Origin of the sequence: Streptacidiphilus jiangxiensis, from assembly GCF_900109465.1 — a bacterium.
GTDB classification, from domain to species: Bacteria; Actinomycetota; Actinomycetes; order Streptomycetales; family Streptomycetaceae; genus Streptacidiphilus; species Streptacidiphilus jiangxiensis.
In genome coordinates, this window is the sequence record NZ_FOAZ01000014.1 from 79180 (window position 1) to 93187 (window position 14008).

The 14008-nt window shown below is 73.6% G+C and carries 15 protein-coding genes; 10 read left to right on the forward strand and 5 right to left on the reverse strand.

The annotated features are described in order from the left end of the window. Window positions 1–20 precede the first annotated feature (20 nt). The 9 genes from BMY61_RS25165 to efeB all read left to right on the forward strand — a co-directional run bounded on the left by BMY61_RS25165 (window position 21) and on the right by efeB (window position 8746). Window positions 21–1121, forward strand: coding sequence for an ROK family protein (locus BMY61_RS25165; protein WP_218162001.1), 1101 nt, complete (start codon window positions 21–23; stop codon window positions 1119–1121). Then, complete coding sequence (locus tag BMY61_RS25170; protein WP_052439204.1) at window positions 1118–2173, forward strand: SIS domain-containing protein; 1056 nt, start codon at window positions 1118–1120, stop codon at window positions 2171–2173. The genes BMY61_RS25165 and BMY61_RS25170 overlap by 4 nt, the downstream gene beginning before the upstream one ends. A 97-nt stretch (window positions 2174–2270) precedes the next feature. Then, a complete protein-coding gene (locus BMY61_RS25175; protein WP_042455149.1) occupies window positions 2271–3080 on the forward strand; it encodes a hypothetical protein in 810 nt (269 codons plus the stop codon). Continuing rightward, window positions 3077–3868 carry a hypothetical protein gene (locus tag BMY61_RS25180; RefSeq protein ID WP_042455146.1) on the forward strand — a complete coding sequence of 264 codons (792 nt, stop codon included), beginning with the start codon at window positions 3077–3079 and terminating at the stop codon, window positions 3866–3868. Before BMY61_RS25175 ends, BMY61_RS25180 begins: the two co-directional genes overlap by 4 nt. Continuing rightward, window positions 3865–4692, forward strand: coding sequence for a hypothetical protein (locus BMY61_RS25185; RefSeq protein ID WP_075004062.1), 828 nt, complete (start codon window positions 3865–3867; stop codon window positions 4690–4692). The genes BMY61_RS25180 and BMY61_RS25185 overlap by 4 nt, the downstream gene beginning before the upstream one ends. A gap of 43 nt (window positions 4693–4735) precedes the next feature. After that, on the forward strand, window positions 4736–5191 hold the full coding sequence (locus BMY61_RS25190) for a luciferase domain-containing protein (protein WP_063773350.1): 456 nt from the start codon (window positions 4736–4738) through the stop codon (window positions 5189–5191). 177 nt (window positions 5192–5368) lie between these two features. Then, window positions 5369–6274 (forward strand): alkaline phosphatase family protein, encoded by a 906-nt coding sequence (locus BMY61_RS25195; protein WP_082015436.1) that lies wholly within the window; start codon window positions 5369–5371, stop codon window positions 6272–6274. A 4-nt stretch (window positions 6275–6278) separates the two neighbouring features. Then, window positions 6279–7484: an EfeM/EfeO family lipoprotein gene (locus BMY61_RS25200; RefSeq protein ID WP_042455142.1), complete on the forward strand. Its 1206-nt coding sequence runs from the start codon at window positions 6279–6281 to the stop codon at window positions 7482–7484. Beyond that, window positions 7481–8746, forward strand: a complete 1266-nt coding sequence (efeB, locus tag BMY61_RS25205) for an iron uptake transporter deferrochelatase/peroxidase subunit (RefSeq protein ID WP_042455140.1) — start codon at window positions 7481–7483, stop codon at window positions 8744–8746. The genes BMY61_RS25200 and efeB overlap by 4 nt, the downstream gene beginning before the upstream one ends. Window positions 8747–8990: 244 nt before the next feature. Here efeB and BMY61_RS25210 read toward each other — a convergent pair whose 3' ends face one another. After that, window positions 8991–9551: a DinB family protein gene (locus tag BMY61_RS25210; RefSeq protein WP_236656547.1), complete on the reverse strand. Its 561-nt coding sequence runs from the start codon at window positions 9549–9551 to the stop codon at window positions 8991–8993. 117 nt (window positions 9552–9668) lie between these two features. Here BMY61_RS25210 and BMY61_RS25215 point away from each other — a divergent pair, with 117 nt between their 5' ends. Further along, window positions 9669–10283 (forward strand): DUF1707 SHOCT-like domain-containing protein, encoded by a 615-nt coding sequence (locus BMY61_RS25215; RefSeq protein WP_042455135.1) that lies wholly within the window; start codon window positions 9669–9671, stop codon window positions 10281–10283. 18 nt (window positions 10284–10301) lie between these two features. On the opposite strand, the gene BMY61_RS25220 is transcribed toward BMY61_RS25215, so the two are convergent. From BMY61_RS25220 to BMY61_RS25235, 4 genes are all read right to left on the reverse strand, one after another. Further along, window positions 10302–11225: an RNA polymerase sigma-70 factor gene (locus tag BMY61_RS25220; RefSeq protein ID WP_042455132.1), complete on the reverse strand. Its 924-nt coding sequence runs from the start codon at window positions 11223–11225 to the stop codon at window positions 10302–10304. After that, a complete protein-coding gene (locus BMY61_RS25225) occupies window positions 11222–12454 on the reverse strand; it encodes an NAD(P)/FAD-dependent oxidoreductase (RefSeq protein WP_042455130.1) in 1233 nt (410 codons plus the stop codon). The genes BMY61_RS25220 and BMY61_RS25225 overlap by 4 nt, the downstream gene beginning before the upstream one ends. A 99-nt stretch (window positions 12455–12553) precedes the next feature. Then, window positions 12554–13363 (reverse strand): hypothetical protein, encoded by an 810-nt coding sequence (locus BMY61_RS25230; protein WP_201777628.1) that lies wholly within the window; start codon window positions 13361–13363, stop codon window positions 12554–12556. A gap of 28 nt (window positions 13364–13391) precedes the next feature. Then, entirely contained in the window at window positions 13392–13976 is a 585-nt protein-coding gene (locus tag BMY61_RS25235) for a potassium channel family protein (protein ID WP_042455127.1), read from the reverse strand. Window positions 13977–14008 lie beyond the last annotated feature (32 nt).

Below are 14008 nucleotides of genomic sequence, written 5' to 3' on the forward strand. Positions count from 1 at the left end.
GCACCACGAGGAACTTCCTGATGCCCGTGATGCTCGAAGAACCCACGCCACTCCCCCATCCCGAAGAGGCCCCGGCCGACACCACGTACGACGCCACGTACGACACGACGGCCGACACGACCGCCCCGAACCACCCGCCGATCGACGCCCACGGCCCCCGGGACGACACCCCGGCCCTGGTCATCGGCATCGACTTCGGCGGCACCAAGACCGAACTCGCCCTGGCCGACCACCGCGGCGCACTGCTCGCCCGCGAACGCCTCGACACCCTCGCCGAACGCGGACCCGAGCAGACCCTGGCCCGCACCGCCGAGGCGGTCCGGCGGTTGGCCCGCGAGGCACGCGAGCGGTTCGGCGCCCCCGTCGCCGCGCACGCGGCCGTCGCACCGGGGATCGTGCAGGCCGACCGGATCCTGCTCACCCCCAACCTGCCCGGCTGGGAGGAGCTGGCCCTGTCGGCGCGCCTCGCCGAGGTGTTGGGCGTCCCGCAGGTGCCCGTCGCCAACGACGTGCGGGCCGGGGCACTGGCCGAGCTGCGCCACGGCGCACTCCGCGACGCCGATCCGGGGCTGTACGTGAGCCTGGGTACCGGCATCGCCGCCGCGCTCACCGTCGGCGGCACCGTCCTGGCCGGGGCCCATCAGGCGGCCGGGGAGATCGGCTACGTCAACCCCGGCGGCGCGCCGTTCGACGCCGTCGCGGCCGGGCACGCTCCGCTGGAGGAACTGATCGGCGGCAAGGGCCTGGGCGAACGCGCCGAGGAGTTGCTGGGCCGGCCCGTCAGCGCGACCGAACTGCTGCGCAGCACCGACCCCGCGGCGCGGGACCTGGCCGACCACGCCGTCACCGTCCTCGGTGTCACCCTGGCCAACCTGTGCGCGTTCGCCGACCCGGCCCGGGTCGTCCTGGGCGGCGGCCTGATGGCGGCCGCGGACGTGCTGCTGCCCGCGCTGGAGCGGGTGCTCGCCGCCGCCACACCCTTCCCGCCCGAGCTGCGCCCGGCACGGTTCCGCCGCGACGCGTCCCTGCACGGCGCGGTCACCCTCGCCCTCGACGGCCTGCGCCCGCGCGAGGAGCGCGCCCGTCCCCGCCCCACCGCGCCCCTGGGAGCCCACCGATGACACTCACCCCGACCACGTCCCTGACGGTTCCCGGCGTTCGCATGGAAGCCGAGATGCGCGAGCAGCCCGCCGTGCTGGCCGCGCTCGCCGACCGCTGGCCGCAACTGACCACCCAGGTGGCCGACCTGGTCGGTGACGCGCCGCCACTCGGGGTCGCCTTCCTCGCGCGCGGGTCCTCCGACCACGCGGCGCTGCTCGGCCGCTACGCCGTCGAGCTGCAGACGGGCCTGCCGACGTGCCTGGTCGCGCCGAGCGTGGCCACCGCGTACGGCCGCGCGCCGGAGGGCTTCCGGGGCTGGCTGCTGGTGGCGCTCTCGCAGTCGGGGCGTACCCCGGAGATCGTCGACCTGACCCGCCGCTACGGCGCCGCCGGCGCCCGGGTGATCGCCGTGACCAACGACGGCGGCTCCGCGCTCGCGGGCGCGGCCGACCTCTCCGTCCCCCTGGACGCAGGGCCGGAGCTCGCGGTCCCGGCGACGAAGACGGTCACGGCGCAGCTGCTCGCGCTGCTGGCCGTCTGCGCGGGGCTCGGGAGCGGCGGACTGACGCATACTCAGGCTGCTTCTCTGCCTGCGGCCGTGGCCCGGCTGCTGGACGATGCCGAGAGCCCGGACCGGGCAGCCCGCCCGCTCGCCGGGCACGACCGGCTGGCCGTCGTCGGTCGGGGCGCCTGCTATCCGGCGGCGCTGGAAGGCGCGTTGAAGCTCCAGGAGACCACCGGTCTGATGGCGCACGGTTTCTCGACGGCCGACTTCCGCCACGGTCCGATCGCCGTCTGCGGCCCCGACGCGCCGGCTCTGCTGCTGGCAGGTTCGGGCCCGGCGGACACCGACACCCTGGACCTGCGCACGGCCCTCGCCGCGCGCCGTGCCCCGACCCTGCTGGCCGGCACCGCCCCGGAGGCCGATCTGCCCTGGCCCGCCCTCGGCCACCTCGGCGAGTGCGTACTCGCCACCGTCCGCGCCCAGCAGCTCGCCCTCGCCACCGCGCGCCACCTCGACCTCGATCCGGACCGCCCCGACGGTCTCAACAAGGTCACGATGACCCACTGACCGCCCTGCCACCGGAACCGCTTGACGGATCGTCACGTCCGAGCTGCGCACGCTCCGCGCAACTCGGACAGCCGACCTATCGGGGAAGGTGGCAGCCATGGAGCCCTCGGGGCGACCCGACTCACCTGCCGTCAGCACACGCGTGACCGGCGCGATCCTCATCGTGCTCTGCCTGGGTCTGGCCTGGATGGTCCACTCCTGGGTCACCAGGGAGATCACCGGCAGGAGCTGGGACCAGGACCCGGCCGGCCCGGTCTACCTCTCGCCCGACGGACGCACCCTGCTCGCCGTCGGTTCACCCATGGACCGGGGGCAGGCGCTGGGCGGGTGCGGTTCCAACATCACCGTCGACCTGGAGGCGCAGCAGACCGCGCACACGGTCGCGCTCCACTATCACCTGCGACAGGTGGGCGATCCGCATCCGGTCATGGGATCGTGCGCGCAGAGCCCCGGATACTTCCTCACGCTTGGACACCCCCTGAGCGCCCGCACCGTGACGGATCGCCAGGGGCACACCCTGGCGATCGTGGACGGCCGCCTCGCGCCCCAGCTCCGCGACCCGCAGCTCCTCGAGCCGACAGGGCCCGTGCCCTGCCCGACCCCCCGGACCGGACCGTACTGTCCGCACGGCTGGTTGATGTCCACCCACACCTACGCCGGGCGCGGCGCCACCTGGACCTTCACCCAGATCATGGGCGGCGGCCCGCCCGGGCCCACCGGCGGCGAACCGTCGACCCGCGTGGGCGGTGCCCCCGCCGTCTGCAACCTGGCAGCCAGGACGGAGCCGACGCTGTCGTGGAGCCACGGCGACTTCCAACTGATCCTCTCCCGCCGTTCGCTGGACCCGCCCGCCTCGGATCAGGCGGTCTGCACAGTCCTCGTCCAGGAAGCCGGGTTCGTCCGGTGACGCCGTCGCGTGCCCGCAGGATCTCGGCCGTCCTCGCCGTGGCACTGCTGTGCGTACTGGCGGGGTACGGCGTCTACGCCGTCTCCCGCCCGGCCGCCCCGAAGGAGTGGTACGCCGACCCGACCGGGCCGGTCTTCATCTCCGCCGACGGCGTCCACCTGCTGGTCACCGAGGGCGAGCCCGGAGCAGCGGGGCAGTGCTCCGGGGGCGGTGAGCCGGTGGCGCAACAGCGTGACCGCACGGTCGTACTGCGCTGGCACTTCGAGGTGTTCCCCGACAACCCTGGGATGCCGGGTGTCTGCGCGGTGAGTTACGGCTACCCGCTCGCACTCGAACAGCCGCTCGGCGCCCGCACGCTGACGGACGGCCACGGCCACCCGCTCGCGGTCTTCGACGGACGGCGTGCTCCGCAGCTGCGCGATCCCCTGCTGACGGAGCTGGAACAGCCCCGGCCGTGCCGACCGGAGCCGGAACAGTCGCCGCAGGGCGCCTGCACCGGCCCGCTGAGCCTGTTCCTGCGCTACGAAGGGCGCGGGGCGCAGTGGAGCTTCTACCAGGACCAGACACCAGGGCCCGGCCCCGTTCCGAGCCCGTCGCTCCGGCCGGCGTCGGGCGTGATCGTCACGGTGCACGGGAACCCGGCCCTGTGCACCATGAACACCTCCGCCGGCGAGATGCTCCAGTGGCGGCAGGCCGGGTTCACGCTCACCCTCGAGGCCGGCCTGCCGGAACTGTCGGGAGGGCTCTGCACCTCCCTCGTCCGAGAGGCGGAGGGTTTCGTCCGATGAGGGCCCGGACAGTCCACGCCGCCGTGCTCGCGCTCGCCGCAAGCGCGCTCGCAGGCCTGCTGGCCGCGCAGGTCGCGGCGCCGTCGGACGGGACGGTGGCGCGCGCCGTCGGCTCGGCGTTGGTCTCCGCGGACGGGCGGCAGGTGAGCGTCACCGAGACCGGGCCGTGCCTGGGTGCCGGGGAGTTGACGGCGCACGAGTCGGACACCTCGGTGACGCTGGAGCTCCGGGTCGTCCCGCATGCCGGCTCCGGCCCGTGCCTCGGCGGCGCGCAACTGCTGGTCCGGTCGGTGGCGTTGTCCGCGCCGCTGCGCGGGCGGCGGCTCGTCGACCGCGCCTCCGGCCTGGCTGTGCCGTTCTTCCGCGGCGCCGACCTGCTCCATGCCGGGCCCCTGCCGTCCGGCTTCCGCTTCGCCTACGTCGCGCCGGGTTACGCCCTGGGCGGATCAACCGAGCAGTGGGATCCGGCGGCGTCGACGCTCTACCTCGGCGGTCCGGTGGGAGCCGCGTCCGGCGCCGGCGTGGACGGCGCCGCCGCCGTCTGGCTGGTCGAGGAGTACGGCGGGCACTGGCCCGACGGGTGGCCGAACGACGCGCCGCTGGTCAGCGCCCACGGCAGGCTGGCGCGGGTGGGCCCGGACGGTCTCGCCTGGCGGGATCGGACGGCCGACGGAAGCGTCCTGAGCGTCGCCCTGCTCGCCGATCCGCCCCTCCCCACGGCCGTGCTCACCACGATGGCGGACGGTCTCCGGCCGGACGCCGACGGGCCGCCCGGCGGAAACCCGTCGCTCACAACTCCTCCACCGGCGACCGGCGTGGAGTAGTCTCACTGCCATAACTGCTCACGGCGGGCGCAAGGATGTTCATATGTCGGCTGCGGAACGCGCCAAAGAACAACTCGTCAACTGGCCGGATCTGACTGGCAGTCAATCCTCTTGCGGCACAGGCTCGGCGCTCTGCTTCGACGGTCGGGAGATCGTCCATTTCCACAGCGGCCCACAGGTCGACGTGCAGTTGACCCCGGCCGCCATCGCCCGCCACGACGAGCGCCTGCGCGAGTCCACGGCCGTGCGGCTGCATCCGGGGTCCGGGTGGGCGACGGTGCTCGTCGAGTGCGACACGGACATCGACCTGCTGTCGACGCTGGTGAGCGTCGCGCTCCAGGCCCACAGCGCCCAGCGGCCCGCGCCGGCCGCGACGCCGTGCAATCTCGATCGCACGACCATTCTTCGCCCCGAGGCCCCGCAGCGGGCGGCCGAGAGCCGCGGCATGTTGCGGGGCCTTCGTCGTCGCGGGATCGTGCGCCACCGCCACGCGGCCTGAAGGGTGTTGTAGAACCCAGGGCGCAAGGCCGCTCCTCGCGGCCGATTCACAGGTGTAGGGGACAACTGTTCACCCGCCTGACGCGAACCCGTCAGCCCGGTGGCATCTGCGCGGTCGACCATGCCGAGTGACCGGAAGTCAGGCCGTGCACGATCACCTCTCCACCGGGAGTGACCCATGCGCTCGAAGTCCCGCCTCCTCACCGTCTGTGCCGTCGCCGCGGCCGGCGCGGCCGTCGCGGCGTTCTCGCTCGCCCCGCAGGCCGGTGCACAGACCGCCGCGCCGAAGACCGGCGCCGTGCACGCGCAGCTCGCGGCGTCGACGCTGCCGACGCCCGCGCACATCGTGGTCGTCATGGAGGAGAACCACGCGTACAACGAGATCATCGGCAGCAGCTCCGCGCCCTACATCAACTCCCTGGCCACCGGCGGCGCGCTGATGACCCAGTCGTTCGCCGTGACGCACCCGAGCGAGCCGAACTACATGGCGCTCTTCGCGGGCAGCACCTTCAAGCTCACCTCGGACAAGTGCCCCGTCAGCGAGGGCACCACCGCCAACCTCGGTTCCGAACTGCTGGCCGCCGGGGGCACGTTCACCGGCTACTCGGAGGGCCTGCCGAGCACCGGCTCCACCGTCTGCACCTCCGGCGCCTACGCGCGCAAGCACTCCCCCTGGGTCAACTTCAGCAACGTGCCGGCCGCGGACTCGGTGCCGTTCAGCTCCTTCCCGTCCAGCGCCAACTACGCGAACCTGCCGAAGCTGTCGTTCGTCATCCCGAACCTCAACGACGACATGCACGACGGCACGGTCGCGCAGGGCGACACCTGGCTCAAGAACAACCTCTCCGCCTACGCGACCTGGGCCAAGGCCAACAACAGCCTGCTCGTCGTCACCTGGGACGAGGACGACTCCACCGAGAGCAACCAGATCGCCACCATCTTCTACGGCGCCGACGTCCTGACCGGGCAGTACTCCGAGAAGATCAACCACTACAACGTCCTCTCCACGCTGGAGGGCATCTACGGTCTGGCCAAGACCGGCAGCGCCGCGTCCGCCACGCCGATCACCGACATCTGGGGCTGACGCGTTGACCGTTCGCCCCTGGTTCCGCCGTCCGCCGCTCGCCGGGGCACTCGCCCTGGCGGTGGCGGGCGGCGCCCTGGCCGTCGCGTTCACCTCGGACGACGCCCCCGCCTCGGCCGGAGCGTCGACGCTCACCGTCAGTGTCGACAAGCACGGCTGCGGCGCGCCGCCCGCCCGCCTGCCCTCCGGGCCCGTCGTCTTCGAGGTCACCGACGCGGCGACGACGTTCGTCACCGTCTACCTGACCGACCCCGGCGGCGCCCGCGCCTACGCCGAGATCCGCTGGCTGGGCCCGCGCCACTCGCTGCCGCTGTCCGCCTCGGTCGCGGCCGGCCGCTACGCGCTGCGCTGCGTCTTCTCCGACGGTCCGGTGGTGACCTCCCCGCCGGTGGCCGTCACCGGCAGCGCCCCGGACACCGAGCCCGGCTACCGGCCGATGACCAGCACCGACCTGGAGCAGCCGGTCACCGCCTACCGGGCCTGGGTCTCCGCCGCGCTGCCGCGCCTGCTGGACGCGGCCCGCGCCCTCGACGCGGACGTCGCCCGCGGCGACCTCGCCGCCGCGCGCACCGACTGGCTGAGCGCGCACCTCGCCTACGAGCGCCTCGGCGCCGCCTACAACTCCTTCGGCGACTTCGACGACGCGATCGACGGCCGCCCCGACGGTCTGCCGGGCGGCGTCGACGACCCCGGCTGGACCGGCTTCCTCGCGATCGAGCACACCCTGTGGCACGGCTCCACCGCCGACCGGGTGCGGCCGCTGACGCAGAAGCTGGTGAGCGACGTCACCGGGCTGATCGCGGACTTCCCCAGCGAGGACATCGACTCCGAGGACCTGCCGCTGCGCGCCCACGAGATCCTGGAGAACGCCCTGCAGTTCCAGCTCACCGGCCACGACGACCAGGGCTCGGGCACGACGCTGGCGACGCTCGACGCCAACGTCCAGGGCACCTCGGAGGTGCTTTCGCTGCTGACGCCGCTGCTGAACGAGCGAGACCCCGGGCTGGTCGACCACCTCGACCAGGCGCTCACCGCACTCCGCACCTCGCTGCAGGCGGCCTCGGCCGCGGGGTCCGGTGGCACGGGCGGCTGGACCGCGGCCGACGCGCTCGACCGCGCCACCCGGGAGCGTCTGGACGGCGCGCTCGGCTCGTTGCTGGAACAACTGGCCCGCATCCCGAACCTGCTCGCCGCGAGGAACGCCGCATGACCACGAGTGACCCTCACCAGACCATCGGGCGGCGCGGGTTCCTACGCAACGCCACGGCGGGCGTCGTCGGCGTGGCCGCGCTGGGCACGGCGGCGGCGGACACCGCCCGGGCCGCCACGGCCGCAGCCGGGGCGACGGCGGGCTCCGGACGGGTGATCGCGTTCGAGGGTCCGCACCAGGCCGGGATCCTGACTCCGCCGCAGGCGGCGGCGAGCTTCGTCTCCTTCGACGTGATCGCCCCCGACCGGGCCGCGTTGAAGGACCTCTTCGCGGTCCTGACGGACCGGGTGCGCGCGCTCACGGCCGGCGCGCCGGTCCCCGCCACCGACCTCGCGTCTCCGCCCGCCGACAGCGGGACCCTCGGTCCCCTGCCGCCGGCGGACGGTCTGACCGTCACCGTCGGCGTCGGCGCGTCCCTCTTCGACGACCACCGCTACGGCCTCGGCGCGCGGCGCCCGGCGAAGCTCGCCGCCATGCCGGTCTTCCCCGACGACGACATGGCGCACTCGACGGAACTGCACGGCGACCTCTCGCTTCAGCTGTGCGCGGACTCCCGCGACACCGTCGTCCACGCGCTGCGCGACATCACCCGGCACACCCGTGGCGCGATCCAGGCCCGCTGGAAGATCGACGGCACGCACTCCGCCCCGCGCCCGAGCGGCGCGCCGCGCAACCACCTCGGCTTCAAGGACGGCATCGCCAACCCGGACACGACGAACCAGGCCGTCACCGACGCCCTGGTGTGGACCCACGGCGGAGCCGACGGCGAGCCCGCCTGGACCGAGGGCGGCTCGTACCAGGTGATCCGCATCATCCGGATGCTGGTGGAGTTCTGGGACCGCGTCTCGCTGGACGAGCAGGAGCGCATGATCGGCCGCCGCCGCGACTCCGGCGCCCCGCTGGACGGCTCCGCCGAGACCGACCTCCCGGCCTACAAGGCCGACCCGCAGGGGCTCTACGTCCCGATGAACGCCCACATCCGCCTCGCCAACCCGCGCACCGACGCCACCGCCTCCCAGCAGATCCTGCGCCGCGGCTACAACTACGAGCGCGGCCTCGACACGGACGGCAACCTCGACCTGGGCCTCGTCTTCTGCTGCTACCAGCAGGACGTCTCCCGCCAGTTCGCCGCGGTCCAGTCCCGCCTGGCGGGCGAGCCGCTCGTCGACTACATCTCCCCCACCGGCGGCGGCTACTTCTTCGCCCTCCCGGGCGTGCGCAACCCGGGTGACACCTTCGCCTCCGGCCTGCTGGCAGGCTAGGACCTGTGCGACACCTCGACGGGGCCGCAGCAGCCGAGGAGTCCTGTCGCCGTGTCACGGCGGGCCGGTGACGGTCGTGCCGGTGACGGTCGTGCCGGTGACGGCCGTGCCGGTGACGGCCGTGCCTGTGACGGCGTGCCGGGGTGGCCCGTGGCGCCGGATGCCGGGTTCCGGTTCGCCTTCCGGCATCCCGGTCGGGCGGCGGGTCAGGGTGCAGTGGCGGCGGTGGGCCGACCCGGGTGGGTCACCTCGTCGGGGCGTGCGCGCCGAGCCCGTGGGCCCGGAGGTCACGGAGGAGGGCGATCTCGCCGCCGTGGTGGGCGGTCTCGTCGATGGCGTGGGTCGTCAGCAGCAGATGGCTCTCGTGGCCGTACGGGCCGCCCAGCGGGCCCATCGGCGCGAGCAGACGGTCGTCGCCGAGGGACGCCACCTGAGAGCGGAAGCGGGCGAAGTCGTCCGCGAGGACGGCGGTGGCCTCCGCGGCCGTCGCGGGCCAGACCTGCGGATCGGTGCCCGGGGCCGGCGTCTCGCCGAAGAAGCGGCCGTAGCCGCGCAGGCAGTCGGAGCCGATGTGCCACATGCGCCAGGCGATCGTCGAGAACGGCGCGAGGCCGGTACCGCCGCGCGGTCGGTCGTCGGCCCGGGCCGACCCGTCCGCGCCGACGCGGACGGAGAGGCAGTCGGGCACCGGCTCCCACAGGTACTCGGCGTCGGACAGGCCCTCAAGCCGGGCCAGGATCCGGTCCCGCACCTCGTCGAAGGTCTCCAACACGTCGGTGGTGACGGGATTGTGGCGCTCGCTCACATCAGGCTCCATTCGGGTGTCCGGACGAGTTTTCCACAGGCGATTGACCGCGTCACAGTCGCGACATATCGTGTTGCCGTTCGTCCGAAGCTCCCACCGACCAGGAGTACCTCCGCCGTGAACGAGCCTGCTCCACGCCCCGCCCCCGCCGCCGAGGGGCCCGCGCTGCGCGCCGGCGACGCCGACCGGGACCGCGTCGCCGCCGTGCTCGCCGACGCCCTCGCGACGGGCCATCTCGACCCGGACGAGCACGCCGAGCGCCTCGAGGCCACCTACGCGGCCCGCACCCTGGCCCAGCTGCACCCGCTCACCGCGGACCTCGCCGTCTCCGCGACGGAGCTGCAGCCCGTGGCCCCGCCCAGCACGATGCCGGTGACGGCGCTGTTCAGCAAGGTCCGCCGGGGCGGGCAGTGGCCGGTGCCGCCGGCCAGCGTCGCCCGCGCCCGCTGGGGCAAGCTGGTGATCGACCTGCGCCACGCGGTCTTCACCCGGCGCGAGGTGGTGATCGAGGCCGACGCCTTCTTCGGCCTGGTCGAGCTGGTCCTGCCGGCGCACGTCCGCGTCTACGACGAGGGCGGTGCCCTGTTCGGCAAGAGGGCGCTGCCGTCCGCGGCCCTGGACGAGACGCAGGCGGACGGACCGGTGCTGCGCGTCACCGGTCGGGCCGTCTTCGGTCAGGTCCGGATACGCCGTGCGGGCGACGCGCGCTACCCCTGGCGGGAGTGGCGCTGACGTCCACCGGGCGGCCACTCAGCGCGTGCCGATGTCGTGCCTGGTGCCGTCCGCGACGGCACGGAGCTTGTCGGGGTTGGCGACGTTGTGGATCGTCACGATCCGGCCCTCGGCGTCGAAGTCGAAGGTGACGGTGGCGACCACCCGGTCCGGTCCGCTGAACAGCAGGCCGGGGGCACCGTTGATCTCGACCAGCTCGGCCCTCATGTCGGCCGGTTCGATGCCCTGGTAGGTCACCGTACCGATGGCCGCGAACCAGCCGGCGACGGTCGTCGCCCCGACGACCGGGCGCAGCGCCTGGCGGACCTTGCCACCTCCGTCGGTCCACAGGGTGACGTCCGGGGAGAGCAGCTCCATCAGCGCGTTGACGTCTCCGCCGGACGAGGCCGCAAAGAACCGCTCGGTGGCCTGCCGCTGCTGCGCCCGGTCGGCCTCGAAGCGGGGACGGCGCGCCTGCACGTGCGCGCGGGCCCGGTGGCCCGCCTGGCGAACGGCCGGCTCGGAACGCTCCACCATCTCGGCGATCTCGCCGTATCCGAAGGCGAAGACCTCCTTCAGCACGAACACCGCCCGCTCCAACGGGCTGAGCGTCTCCAGCACCACCAGCAGCGCCATCGACACCGACTCGCCGGCCAGCGCGGTCTCGGACGCGTCGCCGCCGGTGAGGATCGGCTCCGGCAGCCACGGCCCGACGTAGGTCTCCCGCTTGTGCCGGGCCGAGCGCAGCCGCTCCAACGCCTCGTTCGAGACGATCCGGGTCAGGTACGCCTTGGGATCGGCCACCCGGGAGCGGTCCGCGGCGGACCACTTGAGCCAGGCGTCCTGCACCGCGTCCTCGGCGTCGGCCGCGGTGCCGAGGACGCGGTAGGCCACGGAGAACAGCAGTCGGCGGTGCTCGTCGAAGACCTGCTGGTCGGGGTGGCCGGAGAAGAGGTCGGTCACGTGGCGCTCCGGCCCCGGTCCGTGCGGCTGTAGCGGCCGCCGTGCGGCCAGAACGCGCCCGAGGCGGGCATCTTCTTCATGCGGCCGTAGGTCGGCCAGGGCGAGGCGGTCACCGTCTCCTTGTACCGCACGGCGAGACCACCCGTCAGGACGATCCGCCGGGGCCTGTCGTCGGGCCGCGTGAACTGCACCACAGCGTCGCCCCGGCCCAGGCTGACGGGGGTGTGGTAGTAGCCGAACCGGAACGGGTTGGGCTCCTTGCCGCGCAGCGCGCGGTCGATGCCGAGCGCCGCGTGCACACCGGTCGGCATGCCGCCCTGGCAGGTGCCGTGCATGACGCCGTATCCCTGGGTGATCGCGGCGGCGTCACCGACCGCGTACACGTCGGGGTGGGAGACCGAGCGCAGCGTCGCGTCGACGACGATCCGTCCGTGGTCGTCGACGTCCAGTCCGGCGGCGGCCGCCAGCGGCGAGACCCGCATGCCGCCCGCCCAGAGCACCGCGTCCGCGGCGAGGTTCTCCCCGTCGGCCAGGTCCACCGAGCCCGGCAGCACCTTCACGACCTCGACGCCGGCCCGGACCTGGACGCCGAGACGGTCCAGTGCGGCCCTCAGGTACGCCTTGGCCTTCGGATGCATCGTCGCCCCCGGCTCCTGCCGGCCCAGGAGCAGCACCGTCAGGTGGGGGTACCGCTCGGCGATCTCCGCGGCCGACTCGATCCCGACCAGGCCACTGCCCGCGACGACGACCGTGCCGGTCTCCCGCCGCGCCAGCCGCTCCAGCCGCTCGGCCAGCAGCTCGGCCTCCTGGGGGCTGCTGAGCGTGTACGCGTGGTCCTCCGCCCCGGGCACGGCGGCGGTGTCGGCGACCGCGCCGAGGCCGTAGACCAGCGTGTCGTACTCCAGCACCCGGTCGTCGTCGATCCGCACCGTCTTCGCGGCCGGGTCCACGGCGGTGACCCAGCCGCGCACGAACCGCGCCCCGGTGCCGTCCAGCAACTGCGTGATGCTGAGCTCGGACAGCTGCTGCCCGGTGGCCGTCATCGGCAGCCGCATCCGCTCGGTGAACCGCTCCTGCGCGTTCACCACCGTGACCTCCACGGCGCCGCGCCCCTTGTCGCGGGCGGCCAGCTGGACCGCTGCCGCCATCCCCGCGTACCCGGCCCCCAGGACCACCACGCGGTGCGCCTTCGCCGTGCCGGCCTTGCGCTGCTCCTGCTTCGCGTTCATCGTTCCGTCCCCTCGTTCGCCCTGCCCCGCTTGCTGACGACCACCAGACGGGAGCGACGAGCCGGAACGTGACACGGCCCGAATGTGACCTGGGTCACATCATTGTCCCCGCGCCTCCTCGGTGCGCTCGGGGAGCAGCAGGACGGAACCGACGAGAAAGCACAGGGCGCCGATCAGGGTCTGCGTGTTGGCCCGGTCGAGGTTCTTCACCTCACCGGTCACCGGGTTGATGTACCCGGCGACGGCCGAGACGCCGAAGGCGACGGAGCCGACCAGGTTGGCCAGGGTGATCCACCAGGCCCAGGTGCGCGGCCGCCAGGCGAACCAGCCGTGGCACGTCTCGTACCAGGCGAGCAGGCTGGACACCAGGAAGCAGACCGAGCCGATCGCGTCGGGGCGCCACACGTGCTGGTGCGCGGCCTGCGCGGACAGGTCGAGGACCATGGCGAGCCCGGTGCTGATGTTGAAGTAGACGGTTCCGACGAGCTGGACCGCCGTGGCCCACCAGTCGATCCGGCGGGGCTGGAGGACGAGCAGGCGCCGGTGCCGGGGGTTCTGTCCCGGGGTGGAGCTGTCCACGGCCTCCCGGTAGCAGAGGAACGAGGCCGTGGTGAAGAAGAGCGAACCGACGAAGTAGGTCACGGTGTCGCCCTGGGCGCCGACCGCGTCCGCGTAGCCGGGCACCGAGCCGATCGCGAACAGCAGCGAGCCGACCGCGAACAGCACCGCGATCCACCAGCCGCGCGCGGTCGGCGCCCACCAGGTGGACCCCTCGGGCGGCCGCTGGTGCTTGCGGTGGTGGCGCGTCCCACGGCGGACGGTCACGCCGTCCGGGCCGACATGGTCGACGAAGGTCGCCGCCGCAGCGGCGCGCAGGGCCCGGGCGAGGCGGCCTCGGCCGGCCGTCACGGCGTCCTGTCCGGCCGGTCCGCGCGCGTCACTGCGGGGGCTCCGGCTCCGAGCGGCCCTGCTGGGCCCTGGCCTGCCGTTGTCCACCTCTCCGGGCCGCGTCGACGGTGATCCTCACCGCCAGCCCGAGGACCGCGAGGTCGGCGAGCATCTGACCGGTGACGACCGAACGAGCCAGCTCGGACTTGGCGGTGATGTCACCGAAGCCGACGGTGGCGAAGACCGTCACCGTGAAGTAGAGGCCGTCCGAGTGGGACAGGGGCCCGCCGAAGTTGGCCGGGGACAGCGCCGCCAGCACGACATAGGTGCTGGCGAACAGCAGCAGGAAGAAGGACACGCTGGTGGCCAGGGCCTGGACCGCGCGCGCCGTGGGACGTCGCGATCGGACGATGATGCGCACCTGGGCGGCGACCAGGGCGACGAACCCCACCAGCCCGATGACCAGGGTGGTGATGGCGAACTGCGTGGAGGAGTGGTCCAGGGGCAGCAGGTAGTACAGGGTGCCCAGGGCGAAGATCGTGCCCGCCACCCGGACCACCATCCACGCGATCCGGCCGGAGGTGAGCCGCGCGGGGGCCTGCCCGGGCTCCGGCGCACCGCCGCTTGCGTCCATGTCACCCCCTCAGCCCACGTGTCACCACACTC